The sequence below is a fragment of the Rhizobium sp. WW22 genome (genome assembly GCF_047041135.1).
Taxonomy (GTDB): Bacteria; Pseudomonadota; Alphaproteobacteria; order Rhizobiales; family Rhizobiaceae; genus Rhizobium.
Genome location: NZ_CP178198.1, coordinates 967239 through 992951, shown reverse-complemented (window position 1 = coordinate 992951; position 25713 = coordinate 967239). Strand labels below are relative to the sequence as shown.

At 58.4% G+C, this 25713-nt stretch carries 15 protein-coding genes; 10 read left to right on the top strand and 5 right to left on the bottom strand.

Annotation, left to right across the window (positions count from 1 at the left end; genetic code table 11):
- Window positions 1-16 precede the first annotated feature (16 nt).
- Together ACK83U_RS04955 and ACK83U_RS04950 are read right to left on the bottom strand one after the other, a co-directional pair.
- Window positions 17-7477, bottom strand: coding sequence for a polyketide synthase (locus ACK83U_RS04955; RefSeq protein ID WP_112607167.1), 7461 nt, complete (start codon window positions 7475-7477; stop codon window positions 17-19).
- Between the two features lie 325 nt (window positions 7478-7802).
- The gene (locus tag ACK83U_RS04950; RefSeq protein WP_112607169.1) at window positions 7803-8981 is read right to left on the bottom strand and encodes a polysaccharide biosynthesis/export family protein; all 1179 of its coding nucleotides are present in this window, start codon (window positions 8979-8981) and stop codon (window positions 7803-7805) included.
- Between the two features lie 226 nt (window positions 8982-9207).
- On the opposite strand from ACK83U_RS04950, the gene ACK83U_RS04945 reads away from it, so the two are divergent.
- The 8 genes from ACK83U_RS04945 to ACK83U_RS04910 all read left to right on the top strand — a co-directional run bounded on the left by ACK83U_RS04945 (window position 9208) and on the right by ACK83U_RS04910 (window position 18257).
- Entirely contained in the window at window positions 9208-10212 is a 1005-nt protein-coding gene (locus ACK83U_RS04945; RefSeq protein ID WP_412474799.1) for a class I SAM-dependent methyltransferase, read from the top strand.
- Window positions 10176-10442: a hypothetical protein gene (locus ACK83U_RS04940; RefSeq protein WP_412474798.1), complete on the top strand. Its 267-nt coding sequence runs from the start codon at window positions 10176-10178 to the stop codon at window positions 10440-10442. Before ACK83U_RS04945 ends, ACK83U_RS04940 begins: the two co-directional genes overlap by 37 nt.
- A gap of 139 nt (window positions 10443-10581) precedes the next feature.
- Complete coding sequence (locus ACK83U_RS04935; protein ID WP_015339495.1) at window positions 10582-11646, top strand: hypothetical protein; 1065 nt, start codon at window positions 10582-10584, stop codon at window positions 11644-11646.
- Window position 11647: 1 nt separating this feature from the next.
- The gene (locus tag ACK83U_RS04930; protein WP_112607173.1) at window positions 11648-12928 is read left to right on the top strand and encodes a capsule biosynthesis protein; all 1281 of its coding nucleotides are present in this window, start codon (window positions 11648-11650) and stop codon (window positions 12926-12928) included.
- Between the two features lie 13 nt (window positions 12929-12941).
- The gene (locus ACK83U_RS04925; RefSeq protein ID WP_112607175.1) at window positions 12942-13595 is read left to right on the top strand and encodes an ABC transporter ATP-binding protein; all 654 of its coding nucleotides are present in this window, start codon (window positions 12942-12944) and stop codon (window positions 13593-13595) included.
- A 30-nt stretch (window positions 13596-13625) separates the two neighbouring features.
- Window positions 13626-14891, top strand: a complete 1266-nt coding sequence (locus ACK83U_RS04920; RefSeq protein ID WP_112607177.1) for a capsule biosynthesis protein — start codon at window positions 13626-13628, stop codon at window positions 14889-14891.
- Between the two features lie 16 nt (window positions 14892-14907).
- Complete coding sequence (locus tag ACK83U_RS04915) at window positions 14908-16014, top strand: hypothetical protein (RefSeq protein WP_112607179.1); 1107 nt, start codon at window positions 14908-14910, stop codon at window positions 16012-16014.
- Between the two features lie 56 nt (window positions 16015-16070).
- A complete protein-coding gene (locus tag ACK83U_RS04910; protein WP_112607608.1) occupies window positions 16071-18257 on the top strand; it encodes a glycosyltransferase family 2 protein in 2187 nt (728 codons plus the stop codon).
- Between the two features lie 124 nt (window positions 18258-18381).
- Here ACK83U_RS04910 and ACK83U_RS04905 read toward each other — a convergent pair whose 3' ends face one another.
- Both ACK83U_RS04905 and ACK83U_RS04900 read right to left on the bottom strand, forming a co-directional pair.
- Window positions 18382-21837 carry a YhaN family protein gene (locus tag ACK83U_RS04905; protein WP_112607181.1) on the bottom strand — a complete coding sequence of 1152 codons (3456 nt, stop codon included), beginning with the start codon at window positions 21835-21837 and terminating at the stop codon, window positions 18382-18384.
- Window positions 21837-23072 (bottom strand): DNA repair exonuclease, encoded by a 1236-nt coding sequence (locus tag ACK83U_RS04900; RefSeq protein ID WP_112607183.1) that lies wholly within the window; start codon window positions 23070-23072, stop codon window positions 21837-21839. Before ACK83U_RS04900 ends, ACK83U_RS04905 begins: the two co-directional genes overlap by 1 nt.
- 222 nt (window positions 23073-23294) lie before the next feature.
- On the opposite strand from ACK83U_RS04900, the gene ACK83U_RS04895 reads away from it, so the two are divergent.
- Both ACK83U_RS04895 and ACK83U_RS04890 read left to right on the top strand, forming a co-directional pair.
- A complete protein-coding gene (locus ACK83U_RS04895) occupies window positions 23295-24281 on the top strand; it encodes an aldo/keto reductase (protein ID WP_112607185.1) in 987 nt (328 codons plus the stop codon).
- Window positions 24282-24364: 83 nt separating this feature from the next.
- Window positions 24365-25102, top strand: coding sequence for an SDR family oxidoreductase (locus ACK83U_RS04890; RefSeq protein ID WP_112607187.1), 738 nt, complete (start codon window positions 24365-24367; stop codon window positions 25100-25102).
- Between the two features lie 105 nt (window positions 25103-25207).
- Here ACK83U_RS04890 and ACK83U_RS04885 read toward each other — a convergent pair whose 3' ends face one another.
- Window positions 25208-25588, bottom strand: coding sequence for a winged helix-turn-helix transcriptional regulator (locus ACK83U_RS04885; protein ID WP_183872460.1), 381 nt, complete (start codon window positions 25586-25588; stop codon window positions 25208-25210).
- Window positions 25589-25713: the final 125 nt, after the last annotated feature.

Below are 25713 nucleotides of genomic sequence, written 5' to 3'. Positions count from 1 at the left end.
TGTTCGCCATTATAGGTCACTGCACGGCCCTTTTTTCGTGTTCTGCGGCATGGCTACGCGCCAGGCGCTCGACCACCTCGTCTCCGGCCATGTCACTAGCAGCATTGTCGCCGTTGCGATTCATGACCCGATCACGCAAACGGCTGACGACATCGCCTACGGTCGTACCCTCGCCTACTCCGCTCAAGGGAATATCGAAGCCGGTTTTCTGCTGGAAGCTCATGCCGAGCTCCATGGCCATCAGGCTGTCCAGGCCGATATCCTTCAAAACCTTATCGGGGGTCACCGTGTCTTCGGTCACGCGCAGGATGGCCGCAATCTCTGCCGCGACAAGCGCATGCAGAGCGGCCTGAGCCTCCTCTTCCGATTTCCCTCTGATCAGTTCCCTGAGATCGATGCTGTCTCCCTCGTTGAGGGCCTGATGGTTGCCTGCATGGCGCATCAGCGGCTCGAACAGAGAACGTCCGGCAATCGGCAGCAGACGAGCGGCATTCCAATCGATCTCGGCGATCATGACCGCCGCGGCATCGACATCTCCTCTGTCCGCCAGCATATAACGCTCGACCTGTTCCAACGCGTCGCGTGCCTTCAACGCCGCCTTTCCGATACGCTTGGAGAGGAGATCGTTGACCTCGATGTTGCGGGCAAGGAAGCCCTTGTCGGCGATCGCGCCGAAACCGACGGCGAGGGCAGGCTTGCCGGCCGCCCGGCGCGCGCGCGCCAGGCCCTCCAGATAGCCATTTGCCATCACATAGTTAGCCTGACCGGGATTGCCGAGCATGGTCGTTGCCGAGGAGAACAGCAGGAAAAGTTCCAGCCTGTCATCTCGCGTCAGACGATCCAGATTTTCCGCGCCACGGATCTTTACCTCGAGAACGGGGCGATTGCGTTCCAGCGTCAGATTGGCAAGGAGTGCGTCGTCCAGGACCATGGCGGCGTGAATGACGCCTTTCAATGCCCCTTCGGTGCGAAGCGAGGCAAGCAGCGTCTCAACTGCGGCGGCATCGGTGATATCACAGGCGTGCAGCGTCGTAACGACACCCCGCTTTGCCCAATCTGCTATCGCCTGCTTCGTTTCAGCGTCGGCAATGCCGCGGCGTGAGCATAGCGCTATGCGGCGCGCACCCTTCGAAACGAGCCAATCGGCGGCGGACAGCCCGAAGCCGCCAATGCCGCCTGCGACCAGGAAAACACCCTTGCCATCGACACGCAGGGATTTCGCGGGTGCGCGCAAGACGCTGTCAATACCCGCAACGGGCGGCCGCACCACGATTTTGCCGATATGGCCGGCATTCTGCATCAGCCGGAAGGCATTGCCGATCTCGTCATAAGCGAAAGCGCGATATGGCAGCGGCGTCAGCTTTTCCTCGGCGAAAAGCTGCCCGATCTCCCTGAAGATGCGCCGAGTGAGATCGGGTACGTTGACCAGAAGCTGATCCGCATCGATACCGAAATAGCTGACATTGCGCCGGAACGGACGCAGACCGATCTTACGGTCGGAATAATAGTCGCGCTTGCCGAGCTCCAGGAAGCGGCCGAATGGCTTGACCAGCTCGATGCTCCGCTCCATCGCTTCGGAAAAGAGCGAATTGAGGACAAGATCGACACCCTCGCCACCCGTAAGCCGCCGCACGCCGGAAACGAAATCCAGAGTGCGGGAATCAAGCACATGATCGGCGCCGAGCATTTCGAGAAAGCCACGCTTCTCGACCGTGCCGGCGGTGGCGATCACCTTGGCACCCTTAAGCTTGGCAATCTGGAGCGCCGCCAGACCGACGCCGCCGGCAGCTCCATGAATCAGTATGGTTTCACCCGGCTGAATGCGCCCAAGCTCGACCATCGCATAATAGGCGGTCAGAAAAGCGACAGGCACGGTCGCAGCCGCAACGGTGTCCATCCGTTCGGGGAGCTTCGTCACCCCATCGCGGTGAACACGGACATGGGTCGAGAACGCAGCAGGCCCGATCCCCATCACCTTGTCACCCAGCTTGAGATCGTCGACGGCATCGCCAACGGCAAGAATTCGCCCAGCGAATTCCATGCCGATGGTGGCACCAGCAAAGCCGTCCTCAAGCGCCTCTTCTGGCAGGAGCCCCATAGCCCACATCACGTCGCGGAAATTGAGGCCGGTCGCTTCGACGGAGACGACAAGCTCCCTCTCGTCAGGCACTGGAAGGCCGACTTCCTCCCAAACGACGCTATCCAGACGCCCGCCCAGATGTTGCCGGATCATCGCCGCGACAAAATCCCGGCGGCTTGCTTCGACGGCATCAAAGGGACCTGCGGCAGCTCTGATCTCCCGAACCTTTCCGGTCGCGCGATCCATGAACCATTCGCGGTTGTCCGTGTCCGCCGTCATGAGGGTGTCAACTGCGGAGAACACTCGCCCGTCATCTGCATCGGCATCCAGCAGATGGACGTCAAAGGCATCATATTCGTTTTGAAGAACGCGGCCCAAAGCCCACAGACCGGCATTCGCCTCATCGACGGGGCGAGCCGACAGCGGAGAACCGCCGGGCGCCAAGATCACCAGTCGGGGTTGTGCTCCATCGCTGTGCTGCGACAGCAGGTTCGCCAGTTCGGTGAAGATCGAGAGACGCGATAGTGAAAGTTCCGCCGCATCGCCGCGCTTCACGCCGGCAAGATACACGAGCCGGCTGGTTCTCCGGTTGACCGGATCGAGAACGCCGGCAATATCTGGCGACAACGCACTGAGATCGATGACCTTTGCATTCCCACCTAGCTTGCCAAGCCCCTTCTTGCCCTGCTCCGACAAGATCAGGATGGGCTCGGCGATCTCCACGACGGCAGCTGTTTCCGGTTGCCGTTCGGATACAGCCGATACCGCTATCAACGCTCCCTCGGGGAATACTTGCTCATGGATCAGCGGCTTGGCAAAGCCCAAGTTCCCCAGGAGCTCGGCGATCTGCTGCGGCGTGCCGAGCCGCCCAACGGGAAATTCCGGCGACGAGCTATCCGCAAACCAGCCTTCGGAGAGGCCGAAGACGAAATCATTGAAAGCGCTCGGCGCACGATCGACCAGCAACAATCGCGCGCCGCAGGCGGCAACCGTCCGGACAGCCCGCTTGATATCGTCATTGTGAAGCATCAGGTGCTGGCTCTGATCGCCAGAGGCGACCACGAGGTCCGCGACATAGCGATCCGTCAGTTTGGCCGGATCGGTGACGATGACATGCGCATCGCGTTCGAATGCGATCTCCAGTGCTCGGCGCACCTGCTCACGCGGCTCGGCAATCACGAGACATGCGCCCGCTGCTGCGGTGATCGTCGCCAGTTTTCGGCTGAAAGCGGCCGAAACCGAGCCGACTTCCAAAACGTATGCGATCGCGCCGGCATCGGCCTCGATGGCGGATGTCAACGCTTCCGCGAGCATCGAAAGCCGCCGTTCGCTCAAGGGCGAATGAACAAGCACATGCTCCAGAGTCGCCCCACCCGGAATGTTTGCCCCCTGGGCAGCAGGCTCACGTTCCAACACGTGCGGCCGTATCGTCGCCAAATGTTCGAGCGTCTCGCGATAGGCATCGCCAACGAGAACACTTTCGGCCACGCGCCCAGCGTCCTCGCGATAGATTTCCTGAAGCAGCTCGGCTACAGGCGGCAGTGTCGGCTCCAGGGGAACGTGCCACTTGCCGTCTCCAGTCTCCGCGATGCCGGCATCCTCCAGAATGTAGAGGCAATTGACCAGGAAAGACCGGAATTCGGCATCGCCGGGAAGGCCGGAAAATGCAACGGCGCCGTTACGGTCCGCAACCTTTAGTGCGATATCGTAGCAGGCGCGATAGACTGCGGCTTCAAGAAGAAGGCTTGCATTGTTGAGCGCATGGCTCGCGCCGGAACTGCCGTACGACGGAATCTGCCCTACGTTAGCGCCCGATTTATGCGCGCCAGCGAAAAGCGCCGAAGGTACGCTCTCATAATGAAATGCAACGGAATCGAGCGTTGCCCTGCGGCGCAGCTGAGTGCGCCGGAAACGACAATCGTCAAGAACGGCAACCGCGCTGCCCTTCGCATCGAACAAGGTGAAACGGGCCTTGATCGAATTCGCGCTGAAACGCTCGATCTCGATGTAGGCTTTGACGATCGACCTTTCCTTGCCGAAAGCTCTCACGGTGCCAAAGTGAACGGGAATATAGGGAGCGCCGGTTTCGTCGCCGGAAAATTGATCGAACAATGCGACGAGACCGTGAAAGGCCGCGTCGACAGACATAGGGTTGAGATTATAGCTGGCGAAGGGATGAGACGATGAGGCAGCCGTCTTCAGGTCCACTTCGATCGCATGATGACCGAACGCCGCAGCTTTCGACAGAAGCTGGAAATGTGGGCCGTAAAGCAATCCGAAACGTTCCGCGGTTTCGTAGGCCACCTCGGACGTCAATATGGATTTACGGTCCCCGCTCGATCGCGCAGCGGCCTTGCTATCCATCTCAGCCGCCAGCGGCTTGCGGCAACGTCCGACCGCATGCACTGTCCATTCGTCATGGCTGAGGCGCTCGCGCGACCGGATCTCGAGATCTCCCGTCTCGGGTGACAGAATGGTGGACAATTCGACCATCCTGTCTTGAGACAATTCAAGCGGTCGGAAGATTTCGAGATTGCCGATTTCGACTTCATCGGTCCCGTAATAACGCTGCGCAGCCGTTACGGCGATTTCGATAAAGCCGCTGCCGGGCAGGATTGCCTTGCCATCCACCACATGTTCGGCGAGGTCTGGAAAAAGGCGGGCGTCGAGATGGTTCTTCCAATTCGTACCATTGAGATCGGCGCGCCAGCCAAGCAGCGTATACGGGCTTTTGCGATCGCGACCGAAAATATCGATCTCGTCCGTCGTCGCATGAGCACGAAGCTCCACCGGCTCGAAAGGCAGGGGCGGCAGCTTGACGAAGGCGTTGCGCGTGGCGCTGCTGCGCGTGCGTAGCGCAGGCGCACCGTTGGCAACCGCCCGTGCAAATGACTGTGAGACCGGATCATGGCCATCAATGGGGGCCTCGCGCAACAAAGTCGGTATTGCGATCGCCTGAACCGATGCCTGTTTTGCGATCTCCGCGACATAGTTCGACAGGATCGGGCGCGGTGAAATTTCTATAAAGAGGTTGCAGCCCATTGCCAGAGCGACCTGACAGCCAGCCTTGAAAAGCACTGGATCGCGAACATTGCGCCACCAATATTGCGTATCCAGCAGGCGCCCATCGCGCAGTTCGCCAGTTACCGTCGAGATGAAGGTCCCAGTGCCGCTATCCGGCGCGAGATCGGGCAAATCTGCGAAAAACGCCTCCCTGGCACGGTCGATGATGGGATGGTGGAATGGATAGTTGATATCGAGAACATGCGCGACGATCTGAGATTTGCGCGCGGCGTCCCTGTAAGCCTCTATCTCATCGGCAGGACCGGAGATCGTTACCGAATTCGGCGCGTTGACGGCCGCGATACATATATTGTCTAGGCCCCTGGCTTTCGCAAAAGCCAGCGCTGCATCCTCGCCAAGCACCACGGCAGCCATCTTGCCCTCACCGGCAAGAAGATCCTGATGCAGCGAACGCTTCGCGACGATTGCAACCGCCTCGGCAGCCGTCAACACCTTGGCTGCGTAGGCGGCTGCGATTTCGCCGACCGAGTGGCCGAAGACCGCATCCGGCTTGACGCCCATCGACCAGAGACCGTCCGAGAGGGAGGCCTGGATCGCGAACAGCAGCGGCTGTGCGATCTTGGTATCGGCCAGGCGGGCCGCAAGATCAGAGGCGACCAGAACATCGGTCAGCTTCTCGCCGAGATAATATTCAAAGAGAGCGCTGAAGGACTGAAAGCATTGCCGGAAATGGCGGTTTTCCTGATAGGCGCCGATGCCCATTCCCGCCCACTGCGCGCCGTTGCCGGAAAAGACGAAGGCGATCTTGGTGGCCTGGGCCGGAGCTTCGCCAGCCTCGCCAGCCGAATTTCTCCCTGCAAGATGCGCATCGATCGCCGCAAGTACCGCTGCACTGTCTTTTGCGCGGGCTGCGAAACGATGACGCATGGGTTCGCGATTGGCAGCGGCGGAAGCAACGATCTGACGCGCTTCCTTGAGCTCGGCAGTTTCAAGACGGGTCTTGTAGTCTTCGAGCAGCGCCGAAAGAGCCGAGGCCGTATGAGCGCTGACGGCGAAAACGACCCCCTCGCCTCGGATTGACGGTTCGGGCGGTGCGATCGGATCGGGGTCACTGATGACGACGTGAGCGTTCGTTCCGCCGAAGCCGAAGGAATTGATCCCGGCAAAGCGTGCCTGCTTGGCTGGAAGAAGCTCGATCGTTGATGTATTGACCCGAACGTTCAGGCCCTCGAAATCGATGGACTCATTCGGGTGGTCGAAATGCAATGAGGCCGGTAAGAAATTATTTTCAAGCGCAATAACAGCCTTCAACAACCCGAAAAGGCCGGATGCCGGTTCGGTATGGCCGATATTCGTCTTGATCGAGCCGATCGGTACCGGCGCCCGCCGATTGCGCCCTATGACTTCGCCGATCGCCCAGATTTCGGCGGGGTCGCCGACCTTCGTTCCCGTTCCATGCCCTTCGATGAAGGCGATACGATTGACGTCGATATTGCGCCCTTCATAGATCGACTGAAGCAAGGCGGCCTGCGCCTCACGCGACGGCATGGAAATACCGTTGGTTCGTCCCGAAGAATTGACGCCTACGGCATGTATTCTAGCATAGCTGCGGTCCTTCTCGCGCAGCGCAACGTCCGTCCGGCGCAATACGATCGCCGCACCACCTTCTGCGCGAACGTAACCGCGACCGTTGTCGTCATAGGCGCGGCAGAGCCCTTCCGGCGACAGCATGCGCGCCTGCGCGAAGCCCACGAAGGACATGGGGTTGAGCAGAATATTGATGCCGCCGACGATCGCGGTATCGATCTCTCCGTTTTCGAGGGCCTTCACCGCCTGGTCGAGCGCTACCAGCGACGACGAACAAGCCGTGTCGATCGTCATGCTTGGCCCGCGCAAGCCGAATATATGCGAGATGCGGTTGGAAACGATGGAAAGCGTGTTGCCCGTCATGAAATACGGGCTACCCGAGGCGGGATCCTCGAGCGTCAGATTGCCATATTCAAGGGAAGATGCGCCGACATAGACACCCACGCGCTGGCCTTCGAACCCATCGATCGGCAGGTTTGCATCTTCCAAAGCTCGCCAGACAACGTTGAGCAGGATGCGCTGCTGCGGATCCATCTGCATTGCTTCACGCTGGGAAAGGCCGAAAACCGCAGGATCAAAGGCGTAGACATTGTCAAAGACGCCGGCTGCAAAACTGTAAGTTTTTCCCTGGATGCCCACAGCCGGATGCCAAAAGCGCGCAAGATCCCAGCGCTCCTCTGGTATACGGCCTACGGTGCAACGCCCCTCCTTCAGTACGAGCTGCAGTTCATCGATAGAACCCGCTCCAGGGGCAATGCTTGCGCGTCCGATAATCTCAACTGTCATGATCTCTCAGCAATATTCGAAGAAATGCATCAAACTGACCAATATTAACTACTCACGCTAGTATTGCCCGCGTTTTTCAACGACAACAATTTGCGCGCGCAGCATTTATGCGGCAGCGCACCAACCGCTGCAATATGCGATCAGTTAAGCTTTCAATTCAAGCCAGAAATCGCAATTCTTGCTTGCGGTGGTTGCAGTTCTTTCTCTAAATCAGTTCGCGATGAATTTCCGTTATCGACAAGGCACGATCCGTCAAAATCATACAGATGTCGGCATCGATCAACGAATAGGTTAAGTCAAGCCGCCGTCGCTCCGTTTCTTGCAACTATTGCCCCAGATTTGCTGCCGTTGCCGCTCCCTGGGATGCGATACCAAGCGGCGTGCCGATAAGATTCAAGAACTTCCTGATGTCGACGGAAGGATGACGCGATACATAGATGACGTCGCGGCTTTTTACCGGGAAAGTCTGCCCTACGATCAGGCTGTCGGGATTGGACATGTCGAAGCGATAGACGATCGGATAGCGTCCCTTGGCATCCGGAACCATTCCCTTACGCAGCAAACCGTCGAAGCGAGCAGGACCGAGCAGGGCTTTGGCGATTTCAGGCTCCTCGTAGCGGAACAGGAAGAAGCCTTTCGCATTGCTCGAATCGTCGATCGCGCCGTGACCCAGCGCAACAGCCTCGAGCAGGTTCAGATCGTTTGCTCCAAATTCGAGGCGGCCGTCTCCGCGAACAGATCCAAGCAGAGTGAAGGTCCTCGGATCGCGGACGAGGAAGATCTGATCGCCCGGCTGGACATAGATATCTTCCGACGGATGCTCGATGATGGACTTCAGCAGAACCGTTCCCGTCCGGCTGCCGCGAACCAGCGTTACATAGGTTTCATAAGGTTGCGTTGAAGGCCCCCCGGCCTTGGCGATGACTTCGGTAATCTTTTCCTTGGTCAGATCGAGCGGAACCATGGAAGGACGGCCAACGGCGCCCGAAACCGTGACGGTACGCGACGGCGTGCCCATGCTTGTTACGATAACATCCGGCTCGACGGCCTTGGTCGCCAGCGCCGCAAGGATTGCCTTGCGAGCCTGATCAAGCGTCTTGCCCGCAAATCGAACCGAGCCCGCATAAGGAATTGCCGCCGTGCCATCCGGCTGCACGACGACATCGAGCGATACCTGTTTTGATTGCGCCGTCGAAAACAGGCCATCGGCGCCGGCTTCGAAAATCGTGATCTTCAGTGCATCGCCGACACCGATAACGACGGCGCCGACACCACCACCCATGCCAAAACGCCGATTGAGTGTGGATGAAACATAATCGGAAACCAGACGCGCACTGCGGCTGTCGATGTCAACGATATCGAACACCGCGGCATTTCTGCGACCCAGTTCGACGCTGGATTGCCCGGCGTCCTTTACAATGGCGCCAGCCAAAGGGCCTTCACTTGATACGGAATTGCACCCCGCAAGAACCACGCAACAAATCACGGCGCCAATACGAAACAATTGAAAACCTCAAACAATTAGCTGCCGTGATTACCTGATGGCATACATCGACATGGAATGCATCAAATCTATCGACGCCTTGAAAAGCATAACGGGCACGCGTCAACAAGCCCAAATAGCGGAAATGCAACCAAAAAAATCAGATGCGCTCATATGAACACACCCGGCCCTCAAGAATCGCTCAACCAGCTCCGATTTATAGGGGCCAAGGAGACTTGAAGCAATTTTGGCGAGTATTTTTGAAGATTTAAAATTAAAATTTTCTAAAAAGCAAACAGGACCCGTTAAGCAACGGCATTGGCAGAGGGGTCACCTCATCGATAACATTGAAGTTTCGCTGAATCGCATTTATGCCGCCTTCCATAGGATGCATCTTGCCTATAAAAGAACCGAGTTCAGACCCGCAACTCACGCAGAAGACGACGAACCACAACAATCGGAGCTTGCTAAGTTTCTGCCGTCAGCGAGACATTCCGACAATCTTCGATTGTCTATCGTCGCTCGCAAATTGCCGCAAAATATACTTCGGGGCGAGAAACGGCTTGGGAGCTGTGGTACGACAGCGGAACGATCCCGTAACTCTCCAGCTCGGCCGGATGCCGATGAAAATAAAGGGTGCGTATTAATGCTTGGTTTTTCAAAGCGTTCACAAAAGAAAGCCTCGAAAAGTCCCCTCGAAATATTCGATCAGTACGAGCAGGGCAAACCGGTTCATCAAAATGCTATCAGCGCCCTCCAGGGATGGAATTGTGCATTTCCGCCGGAGTTCGGTCTCAATGCCGGCACCCTGCCCCTCTATGCGGATGACCGCATCGATTGGGCATTGCAGACTTTCGGATCGATCGAAGGCAGGCAAGTTCTCGAGATCGGCCCGCTCGAGGGAATGCATACCCACATGCTGAACTGCCACCGGCCGGCGCGGATCGACGCCATCGAGGCAAACCGCCTCTGCTTTCTAAGATGCCTGGTTACCAAACAGATCCTCAACATCGATGCCGCCTCTTTCATGCTTGGCGACATCCAGTCGTGGCTTACGGAAGGCGAAGAGATCTACGACTTCGCACTCGCATCGGGGGTTCTTTACCATATGGCCGACCCAGGCGAATTTCTTCGCTTGCTGGCAAAGCGGGTCAACGCGGTTTTCATCTGGACTCACTTCGTTCTGGAGAACGCGATGCCGGAGGGCGACGTGCGGTGGCTCCCTTCAGCGGCAAGATTGAGACGAAGCTGATAGATGGCATTGACGTGCGCTATTACGAGCGCAGCTATCACCACGCCAATGCCAACGCGTCTTTCTGCGGCGGCATGAAGGATCGGCACTTCTGGATGCACCGGGACGATATATTGAAGCTGCTGCACGCGTTCGGCTTTGATGATGTTATCATCCGGGATGAACATCTCAGTCATCCTGGGGGGCCGAGCTTCTCGCTGCTGGCCCGGAAAACGTCCAGCGGCGCCTGACGACTCCGAATGCCGGGGGCTGACATTTGCGATATCGACAGGCATTTTGATAGATGTGAAGCCATGCAGAAGAGAATGACGCCGCTCCATCGCCAATTTCGGTCCTGTCCCCAACGGATAGAAGCGCCGGAGAAAATCCGTGCTTTTTAACCTCGAATACGATCATGGCAATGTTATCGAGGGTTATCTGATTCCCGATGGCTTTTCCGAAAAACCGCAAATCAGAGTCTCGGACGCCGACGGCGATCTGATGATCCTGCCGTGCGACCAAGTCAAACAGGCGGTCATAGATTCAGGACGGCACGAAGATGGCCATGTCGGGTTCAAGCTCGACACGACGACCATTCCCGATCTGGCTGAGCGCACATCGCTGATGATCCATGACGCCAAGTCGGGGCTGCTGATCTACCGCCGGCCGCAAGTATCGAGCACGATTCCGTTAAAGATTGTAAGGCTCGAGACGCAGCTGCTGCCAATGGTCAAATTCGACTACTATTGTGGCCGCAACTTTCAATATGAGCTTTCCTCCGTCGAGCGCTTCGGTCACGAAACGACCCTCCAGGCCTTTCATTTGAACGCCATCCAGTCGATCTATCTTAGCGGCCGGCTGTTGATGCGCAATTATGAAGAATTCCTCGACAAGGGATTCAAGGCCATCGTTCTGCTGACCGATCCCTATTACGAACTTGCCCTGCGGATATTCCTTCTAAAACGAATGGCGAAAACCCAGATTTCCTTCTTCGGCGATCGCGACAAGATCATCTTAGCGCCTGCTGCGGAGCATTTTGCCGAGGTAAGCCTTGAAAACGAAGCCTCTCTCAAGGCAGCTCTGAAGAAGGCTTCTCAGAGCGTCAGAAACGTTCTGGTATCCCCGGTCACCCGGCAATTGGCCACGACCATACCGGAACAGACTGTGACGCGCAGCGATGTCGCCACTGCGATCGACCTTCTCTCACGTTTTGCCGTTGTTGGTTTCGATACGGACAGCCTTTATTTTCAGCAGGCGGTCAGCGAGCTCATCGGGATTTCGGTTGGTGATTTTCCGTTGCCACCCAGACACAGCACCCTCGAGGACGTTGCGGCACGGTTGCGTTCATTGCATATTGCGGAGCTCATGCTCGAAGAAGATTTGATTTTCGATCACTATGTGCGTCAGGCGATGAAACCGACCGCGCCTCAATTGCCAGAAACGATTGCAAGCTGACATGCAAAAGCCAGTTATCGAAGACGCGATAGTTCAGGACTCTCCGCGGGTAAGAACGAGCCGGCAAATCCTGCCTTCGCTGTTTCGGCGCAGGCTGCCGGCGCAGCGTGCGCGCACCGATCTCGAGGAGATCGAATATATACCGGTGCATGATGGCAACGAGCCCGAAACACAGTCGGGGGGCAAGCCGCCCCTGAGGCTTATCGGCTTTATCCTGCTCGTCATCCTGCCTTTCCTGGCAAGCTCGGTCTATTATGCCTTCATTGCTTCGGATCAATATGTAGCGGAAGCGCGTTTCGCCGTGCGGGCCGTGTCGGGAACAGGCGATACCAGCGACGCCAGTGATCCCGGCGGAGCCACCAGCGCTCTCAACATGCGCTCAGCGTCACAAGATGCCTATGTCGTCACCAGCTTCATTCACTCCACCGAAATTCTCAATCGAATCGGAAAGAAGATCGACTATCGCTCCATGTTTATCCGGCAGAATGCGGATTTCCTGTCGCGATTTGGTTCATCCCGCTCCGACGAAGAGTTTCTGAAATACTGGAACGATCACGTCACCGCCTATATCGATGTGACTTCCGGCATCATAACGCTGAAGGTCAGAACCTTCTCCCCGGACGATTCCGTCAAGCTTGCGGATGCCATTATCGAAGAGAGCGAAAAGCTCATCAACGAGCTTTCGGAAAGAGCGCGCAACGACATCGTGCAGAGCATGAAGGCCGATGTCCAGAAGAGCGGCAAAGCCTATGGCGATACCTTGATCGCCCTCAATCAGTTTCAAAACGCATCCGGCCTTCTCAGCCCGCAGACACAGGCCAAGAACAGCGGCGCGATTCTAACGGGTCTGCTGGCCCAGAAGCTTGAATTCGAAACGCGCCTCTTCGTCATGCGGCAATCCAACGCCCAGAATTCTCCGACCTATCAGCAGCTCAATCTCGCCAAAGAGAGCCTCGATGCACAGATCGAGAAGATGAAATCGGCGCTGACGGGGCCCGAGAATGCAAGCCTTGCAAAATCCTTGCTGGAGTATTCCAGGCTGGAAACCGATCGCATGATCGCGGAAAAACTCTATGAAAGCTCGCAGAAGAATTATGACGCCGTGCTTGCCGAAGCTCTTCGAAAGACACTATACCTTGCCGTCTTCGTTAAACCCGTGCTGCCGGACGAGTCGATATTTCCGCGTCGCGTCAGTACGCCATTGATCATATTGCTTGCGCTTGTTGTCACCTGGGCGACGCTTTCCCTTATCTGGGCATCCGTAGAGGATCACCGGATATGAGGGGAGAAGCAGAATGATCAGCTTCAAGAACGTCTCGAAATTCTTCAAGACGCAAAGCGGCAAGAAGGTCATTCTCGATCGGGTGAGCTGCGAGTTCGAGTCCGGCTATTCCTATGGCTTGCTCGGCGTGAACGGCGCCGGGAAATCGACGACGATGCGCATGATCGCCGGCACCATGCTGCCGAACTCCGGCAGGATCAGCAAGGATGTACGGGTGTCTTGGCCTCTGGGCTTGAGCAGCGGCTTCAATCCTCTCATGACGGGGCGAGCCAATGTTCATTTCGTCGCGCGCGCCTATGGCGAGGACGTGAGGCGTGTTTCCCGCTTTGTCGAAGAATTCGCCGAACTCGGCGATTATATCGATGCACCCGTGCGCACCTACTCCTCGGGCATGGGCGCACGATTGGCATTCGGCCTCTCGATGGCGATCGAGTTCGAGTGCTATCTGGTGGACGAGGTTCTTGCTGTTGGCGATGCACGCTTCCAGGAACGCTGCCGCATCGCATTCGAGAACAGGCGCAAGAATTCCGACATCATCATGATCTCGCACAGCATGAGCATGATCAATACGCATTGCGACAGAGGGATGGTACTTGTCGACGGCAGACTTATCGCCTTCGATAAGGTAGAGCAGGCTATAGAATCCTATTATAGATTGAACCGCTAGAAGACCAGGGATCGACGGCAAGGCCCAAATATGGCTCATGATACCGAAAATGCGCCAAAAGCGCTTCAGCTCAGCGCGACGGAGCATAGCCGCAATGTGGCCGCGAATCTGTCGGTAGCAGCGCGGAAATTGCGTTTCTCGACATCGAGGCGAAGCCAGCTGTTCAAGGCCGTTGGCCTGCGGCCTCGCCCGATGCAGCAGGTCATCAGCAAGGCCATCCTGGCATCGACCGTTCTGCTACTTGTCATCCCCAATATTGCTTCGGTCTATTACTTCACCTGCGTCGCATCCGATCAGTATCAATCCGAAACGCGTTTTACGGTCCGAACGTCCACGCCGGCGCTCGGGGGCAATCAGATTACCAAGGTGACCGGTCTACCGCCGGCACAGATCGTGCAAAATACCCTGATCGTCACCAATTTCATCAAGAGCAAGGACATGGTTGCCGCTCTTGAGGAAAAGGTCGATTTTCAAAAGATCTATGGGAACGACTCGATCGACCGGATCGCGCGCCTGAAAAAAGATGCGAGTTCGGAAAAGCTGCTCGATTATTGGGAAGACATGGTCTCGGTCAAGATCGATGCGAATAGCGGCATCGTGACGGTCAAGGCGCGCGCTTTCACGGCAGCCGACGCCCAGAAGGTGTTACATCAGGTCGTGGCGGCGTCGGAGGTCGTGGTCAACGATGTCAACACCCGCATCTGGCGGGACGTCATCGCGACCGCTCAGGCGAACCTGGACAATGCAAAGGATCAACTGCAGAAAGCACGGGACAAGCTTTTGATTGCGCGCAACCAGACCGGCGTCCTCAGCGTCGAGGGATCGTCGACCGTTATCACGAACCTGATCTCGTCCGTTCAGAAGGAAAGAATAGATCTTCAGCAGAAATATGATGCGCTTCTTGGAACGGTCTCCGCCGATGCACCGCAGATGCGCGTATTGAAACGCGAGATCGACAGCAGGCAGAAGCAGATCGATCAGCTGAACAGCCAAGTCGCCGGGCAGAACAAATCAGAACAGAATCTCGCGGATGTTTCCGTGGATATGTCACAGCGCGAATTGGAGCAGAGCCTTGCCGAGCAGCAATTTGCCACGAGCATGAAAACGCTCGAACAGGTCAAATTCGTCAGCAAGCAGCAGCTGCTCTACCTCGACACGTTTCTGGCGCCCAGCCTGCCCGACGAGGCGGAGTATCCGCAGCGGGCGCTCTGGATCGGCGGAATTTTGGGCGTGACGATCCTTGCCTGGGGTGCTGTTTTCGGCATTCTCGCCAATCTTCGAAATCGTCTGGCGTAGTGTCGCACGGAAACCTATGCAAGTTTTACGCGACATCCTCTACCAACTGCTTCCAAGACCACGACCCTTCGGGGCACCGCCGCAGGATGGCGAGCACGTCGCGAGGCGCCTGCTCATCTTATCGCGCAACCCCAATCCGAGCTTCAGCTATTATCTCGACGAGCGCGCCAAGACACTCGACCACATTGAAGTCATCATGAAAGGCCTCGATGATCCGCTCGATGCTATCGATAGCGATGGGCTCTTCGTCATCATCTGCCGTTACATCAAGCCGCCGCAATTGCGCTGGTTGGAGGAACGGCGAGATACGCTTGCCGGAGTGGCCTATTTCGTCGACGACGACATTCCGGCTGTTGTTACCGGGAACGAAGCAGGGTGGCTCTATAAGTTCAGGCTGATCAAACTGGCGGTCCGCCCGCTGCCAAGGATCAACAGGCTGCTCACTCACGTGTGGACCTCCACCGATGCCCTGGCAAATGCACTCGCGATGAAAAGCCATAGGATCGATATTCTGCGTCCCCTTCCGGCGGATGCGCCTGACATCGCAATCAATAGCCGGAATGAAAGCGTCCAGCCGCTGAAGATGGTCTATCATGCCACCGGCGTGCATCGCCGGGAACACGAGTTCCTGATGCCGATCATCAAGGCCGCAATGGAAAAACACGGAAACCTTCATTTTGAGGTTTTTGCCGCCGGCTCCCTCGCCCGACGCTGGAGCCAACAGGGGATCGACCCGGCGAAAATGACCATCATCCCGCCATTGCCCTGGCCAGCCTATCTCGCCAAGACAACGCATCACCAAGCCGACATCGCTTTGGCGCCTCTCCTGTCGGGAAAGACAAATGCGAGCCGCTCCGACACCAAGCGGATCGACATCAGCCGCCTTCAGGCGGCTGCCATCTTTTCCCGGTGCCCCACCTTCGAACGATGTGCCGTCCCTGGCGAGCTTCACATTGGCAACACCGCCGAAGAGTGGATGGCTGCCATCGATCTGCTCGTTAGCGACCACGCTCGCCGGCTTTCTGCCCGCGATGCTACGCGTTGCTCGATCGAGAAAATGCGGCAGCACGCGAGTCCGACATTTCCTGGCATTCGTTTTGAGCCTCTCAGCGGTGCCGACTAGAGCTTTAATTTGGCAGGCGATGTTCCTTCCAGCATGTGGATGAAACCAATATTTCGATGACACTCAAAATCATACCAAACGCCGATCTTGAACGGGAAATATCCGCTGGAGCCCATCTTGGCCAATGGAAATCCTTGGGGGATGATCCGGCTTTCGAGATCAGGTTCTCACCCTTGCGAAAGAAGCTGGTCGTCATCCATGTGGCCGCGACCAGCGAGCCCATAGATCCGAAACTCTATATCAATCGTGGTTATGGTTTTCGCGAGAAGGATACGGTTTCCCTCCCGGAAGGAAACCGCTTCGTCATCACCGCGGATATCGGCTCGGTTGGCTCGATCTGCGCCCTGCGTGCCGATCCAGCCAGTTTTCCGACATCGTTCAAGTTTGCCGCCAGGGCTTTTGCATCCGAAAAAGCAGCCGAAAGATATATTGCAACGCTTCTTCGAAGCGAGGGACAAACCAAACGTATCGATCTCGGCAGACTGCCCCAGTATTGGCTGAAATTGCCGAGGCTGCGCTTGGGGCGCCGCGCACCTAGCCTGACGATACAATATGCCGAGGCGAGCTATAGGCTTGCCTCAGAACTGGAGACAGCACCTACACCGGCGACGGCGGGAACCTGGCTCAGCGTCGTTGTTCCAGTCTATAATGCTCCGCCGCGCTATCTGGATGATCTCGTCAAATCCTTCGAAACACAGGGGGAAACAGGAGCAGAGCTCATCCTGAGCGATGATGGCTCGACATCTCCGGAAACGCGGCAGTGGTATCAGAGCCAGCAATCAAAGGACAATGTCCGCCTCGTGCTGAACGAGCGCAACGGCGGCATCGCTGCCGCAACCAATGCCGGCCTGTCCCATGCAGAGGGGCAATGGATCGCCTTTCTGGATCATGACGATGTGATCGCACCGCATGCCTTCAAGCTCATCCGGCATACGCTCGAGCAAAATCCGGATGCCAATTTTCTCTATACGGACGAACTTGTGGTCGACGACACCCTGAGGCCAACCGGCGTCATGCTGAAACCGGCCTATGATTCCGTCCTGCTGACGGGCCTCAATTACATCAACCATTTCTCCATCTATCGCCACAGCCGCCTTCGGGAAATCGGTTATCTCCGCACCGGCTACGACGGCTCGCAGGATTACGATCTGCTGCTGCGCTACATGGAGGGCGTCCCGGAAGAAAGCATTCTCCATCTGCCCTATCCCGCTTACTGGTGGCGCCGCAACGGCAAGACCTATTCACGCCAATTCATGGATGCCGCAACCGCCAACGCGAGAAAGGCCCTGACCGAACAGTTCGCACGACAGCGACAGACAGTCTCTATTGACGGCGCTCTCACCAAGACCTTGCACAGGGTCGTCTTCGATGCGCCCCACGAATGGCCGAAAATCTCTGTTATCATTCCGAGCAAGGACAATTTCGATCTGATCTCGCGCATTCTCGGCGATCTCTTCGAAAAAACAGATTATCCCAATTTTGAAGTCCTGGTCATCGACAACGGCTCCGCTGACCAGGCCGTCCTCGATCTCTATGAGCACTATCGCAAAACCCAGCCTCGCTTTTCGGCCGTCATCAATCGGGAAACCTTCAATTTCTCACGCTCGGTCAATCGCGGCCTGAACGCTGCGACGGGCGAGCACTGCCTCATCCTCAACAATGACGTCGAAGTCATCGAACCAGGCTGGCTGAAGGAGATGGTTTCCTGTCTTGCCTATGACCGAACCGGCATCGTCGGCGCCAAACTGCTCTTCTCGAACGACAAGATGCAGCATGCCGGTGTGGTAATAGGCTTCGGCGGGCTTGCCGGTCACTGGTATTTGAACAAGCCGAAAGAGTTCGGTGGGCCGATGAACCGGCTGCATGTGCGCAACACGATGACCTGCGTGACTGGCGCCGTGATGCTGATCTCGGGTGACTGTCTTCGCAACATCGGCCTCTTCGACGAGGAGAATTTCGCGGTCGCCTATAATGACGTGGATTATTGTCTGCGAGCGCACAAGGCAGGATACCGCGTTATCTGGACGCCCTTTGCCTGCCTTTATCACCATGAATCGCTGTCGCGCGGCTCGGACAAATCCGGCGAACGAAAGAAGCGCTTCGAGCAGGAGAAGCAGAACCTGCGCCGGCTGCACGCGACGCAGGGCTTCATCGATCGCGCGCTCAATCCGGCCTATGGCCGCGATAAATCAGACCCCAAGATCGTGGTGCCCACGCGCCTGCATATCCCGTCGATGTCTTAGAGCATTTCCGCTTTTCTTCGAATCGCGAAAACGCTCTATGTTCTTGTTTTTACGCAGTTCCGGACGCAAAATCGCTTCGCACTTTTGCTGGAACAGCTATAGCCCGATCCGGGACCGTTCCTCGTCAAAGCTGGATCAGATCGAGAACCCGGCCGATCTCGCTCTGGGCGATCTCCACTACGCTCTTCTCATGGGTAAACAGGATCGTCTGGAAACGATCGGCCGTCGCAGCCAGCACCTGCAGACCGGCGCTGACGCGCTCGTCGTCGAACGTCTGGAAGATATCGTCGACGATTAGCGGTGCAGGCTCGTTGCGGGCGGAGTAATCCTCGAGAAATGCCAGCCGCAGCGCGAGATAAAGCTGATCGCCAGTTCCCTCGCTCAAGCCGTCAAGCGGCACACGCTCACCTGCCGCACGCTCGGCCAGCAATTGCAGCGTATCGCTTTCATCATGCGCTTCGACAAGACGGGAGAAACGACCGCCGGTCAGCTGCGAGAACAACTCGCCCGCCCGTCTGATGACGGGATCGGCCTGCTTTTCGCGATAGGCTTCCATCGAGCCGGCCAGCATTCGCGCTGCGATCTTGAGGACAACCCATTGCCGCGCGAGGTCCTTCGCCTCCTGCTCAGCCGCAAGCCTCTCGAAAACTGCGTATTCTGCGCTGACGCCGGTTTCCAGGGCTTGCCGTTGACGGCGGTTCTCAGCCAGCCGGGCCGAAAGCTCGCCATGCATGGCGAACTGCCGCTGATCTTCCTCGGTCAACCGCTCAATTTCAAGATCGGCTGCAACCCGCTCAAAGCCGGCAAGCTCGGCGCGAAGCTCGTCTTCGGCCTTGCCGTCAGCCTGCTGGCGGAATCGATCGCGGCTTTCGGCAAGCCGCGCGGCGAGACGCGCACGTTCGCGCAGCTGCGAGAGCAGTGCGGGCAGATCGTCGACACCGCGAAGATCCGCGGTTAGCTGGTCGAGTCCGACGGCAACGGCGCCGAGCACTGCCTCCTGGCGTGTTACCATGCCCTGCCAGCGCTGCCGCTCCTCTTCGAGGCCGTCGCGCTTTTTCAGCTCTCCGCGCATGGCGTTGACACGGGTATGCAGCGCCTCGGCAGCGGCATCCGGCGGCAGATGGTCCAGCTCATAGCCGCTGTTGGCGGCAAGCGTCGCCAGCCGCCGCTCGAAATCAGCCATGTCGCGGCGCATGCCGCTAACCCGGCGCAGACGGTTCTCCCGCTCCGCTAGGACATCGGGCAGTTCCTGCCATGCTTTCAGGGCAACATTCGCCATCTCCAGGGTCGTGTCGGACGGCAACCGAAGCAGTTCGACGGCCTTGGCGAAGGCGGCGCGCCAAGCGACCTGCTGACGTTCCAAGAGCTGCTGCTGCTCGTCGAAGCGAGCCAGCCGGTCACGCGCGGCCCCGATCTCACCTTCCCGCGTGCGGCTTTCGCTCCAGCGCTCGGACAGAAGGCGCAGATGCTTGCGCAAGCCTTCCGCAATCGCGGCCGGCGGAAGGCGGCCGCTCTTGTAGCCGGTCGCCTCGACGATATCCTGCAGAGCCGGCAAGACTCGACCTTCCGCCAGCGCATTCTCATCCCGTTGATCGACTAAATCCCGCAAAGCCTTGCGCTCGCGTCGCAGCAGCTCCACTCCGCGGCGCCATTCCAGCATCGTCGATGGATCGAGGGCATCGACGCCGCAAGGCTCAAAAAGGGCTGCGAAGGCTGCCTGTGCATCCTCCAGCGATTTCTCGCAGCTCCTCAGCTGTCCAGAAGCATCCTCCCGCTCCCGCAGCAGACGCGCCTGCCGCAAACGATAGTCGGCGTGGCGTGCGACACGATCCGCATCGCTCAGCGCGGCATCGGCCAAACGATCGGCCTCAGCCACCTCAACAGTCAATGCGGCAAGCGCCTTAGCTTCCGGAGCTGCGCCCTCGGTCCATTTCTGCTGGATGGAGGACCATTGCGCATCGCGGCTCGCGCGCGCGGCGACGATCTGTTCGCGCGTAACAACCGGCCCGGTGCGCTCGGCATCCGCGAGGATTCGTGCTATTTCCGCCAGCTGCTCGTCATAGGTCTGCAGCTTGCTGGCGGCATCACGCACCTTCGATCGAGCGGCGTCGATCGCATCCCGATGTGCCGTAATCTCCATCGCTTCCGGAAGCGGCACAGAAAACAATACGTCGATGTCACCGATCGGTGGCTGCAGCCGTCCGGCCGCCTCGTGAAGATCGGCCTCGATGCGGCGTATCTGGGTTTCCAGCCCATCAAGGCGAGCCAAGGAGGAGAGATCACTGCCCAAAGCCTCAAGCTGGTCAATATAAGGTCTCGGATCGATCAGTCGTCCGTTAAGGCTGTCCCTCTCCAGAGCGGTAAGCTGCCTGCGCTCGCTCTCAGCTTGCTCGGCAAGCGACTGCATCTGCTGCGCGAGCTGCCGGCCTTCGTCCACCAGTTCGGACAGGCGCGCGCGGTCGATGTCACTCGGCTGCTGCCGTTCCAACTCAGCCTCCGCAAGACCGAGACGGCGGGCAAGCTGGGTGAACTTCAATTCGAAATCCGCCAATTCTCGATCAACACCTGGCAGATCGTGCCTCTGGGCGCGGTAGTTGCCGGTATCAGCAAAGAGCTGGGTGATATCGCCTGACATCTGGAGCAGCGCTTCATCGACGTGAACACGCGCGAGATCTTCCTCGGCACGCACAACGGCTTGTTGAGCACGGCGCAGTTCCTCTTCGCTCGCCTGTTTATCGTGCAGCTTCTGTTCAAGCCGGTCGGCGAAACCGTTCGGTATGGCGGCGAGATCGGAAAGACCGTCGAGTGCAAGGGTTTCCGCATCGATCTCGGCAAGCAACGGCTGCAAGGTCTTCAGCCGCTTCAGCCGATCCAGCGCCTCACGTGTGCCGCGGCGCTCCGCCTGTAGGCGCTCCAGCTCCGCTTCCAATTCGGACGCCTCGCCAAGAAGCTTCTTCCAGTCGCCGGATTTCAGCTCGTTTTCCCGCTCGGCCTTACGGGCATCCTCATAGCGATCGAGAGCCTGGTAGAAGCCGCGATCCTTCGAGCGCCTGGCCGCATAGATGCCATCGGCCTCCGCTTCCAGCGATTGGCGCAGGCGCGACAGACCGGTAAGCCCGGAAGCAGCAGAAAACAGCAGGCTGCCGATCTCGCCGCCGCTGCGCAGCATGGCAGTCGCGCCCTGCCGCAGCCGTTGGGAGTCGAGGCCGAAGGCGCGCTCGAAGACATCGCGGCTCAGATTGCCGAGGAAGGGCGCAAGCGCATCGTCGGCAAGCGCCGTCTCCTTGTCATCGGGCGCGAGAAGCGTCCCCTTGCGGCCACGGCGGCGGCGAAAACTCAGCCTTGCGCCATCGCGCGCGCTAAGATCGGCGCCGATCCGCAGGGTATTCGGCTCATGCAGGAAGCTTTGCTCGGCAGCGGCCGGGAAACCGAAGAGAAGATCGGAGATCGCGTTCAGAGCCGAGGATTTACCCGCTTCGTTCGGACCATAGATCACATGCAGCCGTGCATCGGGGCGAAAATCGATCGATCGATCGGTCAGCGCGCCGTAGCGGAGAATATCGAGCCGGGTGAAGCGCATCAGCCGGCCCCCTGCCCGCGCGCCAGCAGCAGTTGCCGCGCCTCTTCGATGAGGGCATCCATGCTATCGTCCAACGGCTGTTCCGTCGCGCCGAGGCCACCCGGCAGGCGCACGGCGATCTCGTCGATTAACCGAGCCGCTTCCGCCACAATATCGGTATCGCCGGCATGGTCTGCCAATAGCTGGCGCAGATCGAGCGCGCCGTCCGTATCCGCTGCTCTCTCCGGCGGCGGTTCCAGCCGCAGCTCGAGCTTTTCCAGCCAGATATCCTCATGCACGCGATGACAGGCGGCTTCCACCTCGTCGCGCCATTGCTGGCGGCTGGCAGCGATCGCACCCTGCAGCGGCGTTACGCCGGAAAGCCGCACACGCAGCGCGGTCATGCGACCCGCCATCTCATCGGCAATCGGCTGCACCGCCTGCTCCACATGGCGCAGGATCGCCGCCGGATCGTCCTCCGGTCCAACCACGATATCGATCTGCGCAAAGCGCGCCTCATCGACGATCAGACGCTCATGATCGATCCGCCCGTCTTCGACTGTCACCAGCACCGCGCCCTTGGCTCCGCGCTCGCGGATGTTGCGGCCCTGCAGATTGCCGGGAAAAATGACGAGCGGGTCCTGCGCCACCACTTCAAAGTCGTGCACATGGCCGAGCGCCCAGTAGTCATAGCCGCGCGAACGCAGGTCATCGACGGAACACGGCGCATAGGGCGCATGCGGCTCGCGGCCGGTCAGCGAGGTATGGAGAATGCCAATGTTGAACCAGCCGGAGACGGGTGCCGGATAGGCAATCGCCAGATTGTCGTTGGCGGAGCGCTCGGCAAAGCCCTGGCCATGCAGCGCCACCTTCAGCGCCTCCAGCCTGACACTGCCCGGCTTGCCGGTCGGGAACTCATGGACGTTTGGTGGCAGAGTGATGGTCTTGGTGATGACGCTCGCCGCATCGTGATTGCCGCGCAGCAGGTAGACCGGAATGCCCGCCCGTTCCAGCCGGGCCATTTCGCGATTGAAGAACAGGCCGATCTTGTTGTCCTTCCAGTCGCCGTCATAGACATCGCCGGCAATGACGAAGAAATCGACGCGCTTTTCGATCGCCAAGCCCACAAGGGTCGAGAAGGCCTTGCGGCTCGCTTCGACGAAGACTGCCGCAACGGCGGCATCCTTCAAGGCCAGCCCCTGAAACGGACTGCCAAGATGCAGATCGGCGGCATGAATGAAGCTGAAAGAGGGCATGAGCTCCGATGTCGTCAGAAATCCGATCTCCCCTTTTAAGGAAACGAAGGCGCTGTGAATACCGCACCGGCGGGTTCATCCAACGGTTTCGTAAGCCGGCCAGCGCCTGCCATGTTTCTCAGTCACGCGATTGCGATCCTCGATCGCCAATGTGCGCTTGTGGCCCTGTCGGACGGCTGCTACTGCGCTATCATCTTACGAATAAAAGAGAGGAGACTTTTCATGAGACATCATGCCTTTGGACGGACGCCCTTTATCGTGACGGATGTCGGCTTCGGGGCCTGGCAGATCGGCGGCGCATGGGGCGATGTCAGCGAGACCGACGGCCGCGCAGCGTTGAACGCCGCCCTCGATGCCGGCATGACCTTCATCGATACAGCCGATGTCTATGGCGACGGCCGCTCGGAAAAGATCATTGCCGATGTCTTGAAGGCACGCGGCGGCGCGCGCCCTATGGTGGCGACGAAGGCTGGCCGCCGTCTGAGCCCGCATGTGGCCGGCGGCTATAACAAGGCCAATCTCGAAGGCTTCATCGATCGCAGCCTGAAGAACCTCGGCGTCGAGAGCCTTGATCTCGTGCAGCTTCACTGCCCGCCGACCGAAGTCCTCTATAGGCCGGAAGTTTTTGCCGGTCTCGACGAATTGCAGAAGGCCGGCAAGATCAAGGGATACGGTGTCAGCGTCGAAAAGGTCGAAGAAGCGCTGAAGGCCATCGAATATCCGGGCGTCGTCAGCATTCAGATCATCTACAATATCTTCCGTCAGCGGCCCGACCATCTGTTTTTCAAGGAAGCCAGGCGCAAGAACGTGGCTGTCATCGCCCGCGTACCGCTGGCCTCCGGCCTGCTATCCGGCAAGATCACCCGCGATACGCAATTTGCCAGCGACGACCACCGCAACTTCAACCGTCACGGCGAGGCCTTCGATGTCGGCGAAACCTTTGCGGGCGTGCCGTTCGAAGTTGGTCTGCAGGCCGTGGAAGAAGTGCGAAAGCTGGTTCCGGCCGGCGCCAGCATGGCTGCCTTTGCACTCCGCTGGATCCTGATGAATGACGCCGTCACCGTCGTCATTCCGGGTGCGCGCAATGCCGAGCAGGCCAAGGCCAATGCCGTCGCGGCAGATCTCGCTCCGCTTTCGGCCGATATCATGGCGGCAACGCGCGAAATCTACGAGCGCCTGATTGCACCGCACGTTCATCATCGCTGGTAAGGCCATTTTGGCATGAATAGCCGGGACCCCGTTCCGGCTATTCGAAGATCAGCCAGAGGGCCAAACCGAGGAGAGGGAAGAGAATGAAAGTAGCGCTGGTAACAGGGGCATCGCGCGGCCTTGGCGCCGTAATCGCCTTGCAGCTTGCTGAGGCCGGCTGGGCCGTCGCCGTCAACTATGCGAGCGACACTCAGGGGGCCGAGAAGATCGTCGACGCTATTCGACAGCACGGCGGGCAGGCTTATGCCGCAAAATTCAGCGTGATTGACAAGGACCAGCTTGCGGACGGTCTGGAAAAGATCAAGGCGTCGCTCGGGCCGGTCGATCTCATCGTCAACAATGCGACCGGCCCTCAGCCGGAAATGCCGCTCATGGAGCAATCCTGGCGGACCTATCTCGATCAGCTCGAGTTCTTCGTCAAGGCGCCTCTGGAGCTGCTCCAAGCCGTGCTCCCCGATTGGCGGGCGCGCAAATCCGGCCGCGTTATCAATATCGGCTCCGAAGTCGCGGAACTCGGCAATCCTAATTTCGGCAATTATGCCGCTGCCAAGGGCGCTATGCTCTCGATGACGCGCTCCTGGGCAAGGGAGCTCGCGCCGGAAGGCATTACCGTCAATCTCATTGCTCCCGGCTGGATCCCGGTCGAGCGTCATGCAGAAGCGTCGCAGCAGGCCAAGGACGGCTATCTCGCGCAGACGCCGCTTGCCCATTTCGGCAGGCCGCAAGATATCGCCGATGCCGTCGTCTTCCTCGCCTCGAGCAAGGCAGATTTCATCACCGGCCAGAAACTTGCGGTCAATGGCGGCCGGACGCTGCTCTGACTCTGCACTTCGGTAGCAAAGCTCATCAGCCGAAGCTGTGGTCGTGGCGCTGCCTCGCACCTCAAGCAGTCATCCGACGCCGGCTCCGCGGTTTGGAGCAGGCATCTATTTTTTCGAGGTTTGTTTTCGGCCGCGAGTTGTCGTCCTTTCGGGTATGCTTCGCCCATATTCGCTCCACCACACGGTCAAGGCTTCCATGGTAGGTCCAAGTCCCCTTGCCTTCGCCGTGATTTCATATTCCACCCGAGGCGGAACTTCGGCAAAGACAGTGCGTGAGATGAGACCATCAGCCTCCAGCTCCCGCAATTGCGTGGTCAACATGTGCTGCGTGATGCCTGGGATGGCCTTGCGCAGCTCGTTAAAGCGATAGATCCGCTGGTTGAGAAGCCACATGATTTCCAGCTTCCATTTTCCGGAGAGCAGTGTGAACGCTCGGCGCATCTCCTCATGCATATTGATGCCTGGCTCATTAGTCTGGTTTTCAATACTTACCACGCCAAATTCATCCTACTTGTATAGATTCATTTAATATCACATTTTCGATCTGCAGACCGGAGAAATGGCGGATCGCCATTCCGGACATCGAAAATCTTGAAACGGAGCAAGCTGCC

What these genes read in the sequence shown, in the direction of transcription:
- ACK83U_RS04900 (WP_112607183.1), bottom strand. Translation starts at nt 23,072, where the DNA reads ATGCCCTCTTTCAGCTTCATTCATGCCGCCGATCTGCATCTTGGCAGT.
- ACK83U_RS04955 (WP_112607167.1), bottom strand. Translation starts at nt 7,477, where the DNA reads ATGACAGTTGAGATTATCGGACGCGCAAGCATTGCCCCTGGAGCGGGT.
- ACK83U_RS04925 (WP_112607175.1), top strand. Translation starts at nt 12,942, where the DNA reads ATGATCAGCTTCAAGAACGTCTCGAAATTCTTCAAGACGCAAAGCGGC.
- ACK83U_RS04895 (WP_112607185.1), top strand. Translation starts at nt 23,295, where the DNA reads ATGAGACATCATGCCTTTGGACGGACGCCCTTTATCGTGACGGATGTC.
- ACK83U_RS04910 (WP_112607608.1), top strand. Translation starts at nt 16,071, where the DNA reads ATGACACTCAAAATCATACCAAACGCCGATCTTGAACGGGAAATATCC.
- ACK83U_RS04920 (WP_112607177.1), top strand. Translation starts at nt 13,626, where the DNA reads ATGGCTCATGATACCGAAAATGCGCCAAAAGCGCTTCAGCTCAGCGCG.
- ACK83U_RS04915 (WP_112607179.1), top strand. Translation starts at nt 14,908, where the DNA reads ATGCAAGTTTTACGCGACATCCTCTACCAACTGCTTCCAAGACCACGA.
- ACK83U_RS04905 (WP_112607181.1), bottom strand. Translation starts at nt 21,837, where the DNA reads ATGCGCTTCACCCGGCTCGATATTCTCCGCTACGGCGCGCTGACCGAT.
- ACK83U_RS04930 (WP_112607173.1), top strand. Translation starts at nt 11,648, where the DNA reads ATGCAAAAGCCAGTTATCGAAGACGCGATAGTTCAGGACTCTCCGCGG.
- ACK83U_RS04890 (WP_112607187.1), top strand. Translation starts at nt 24,365, where the DNA reads ATGAAAGTAGCGCTGGTAACAGGGGCATCGCGCGGCCTTGGCGCCGTA.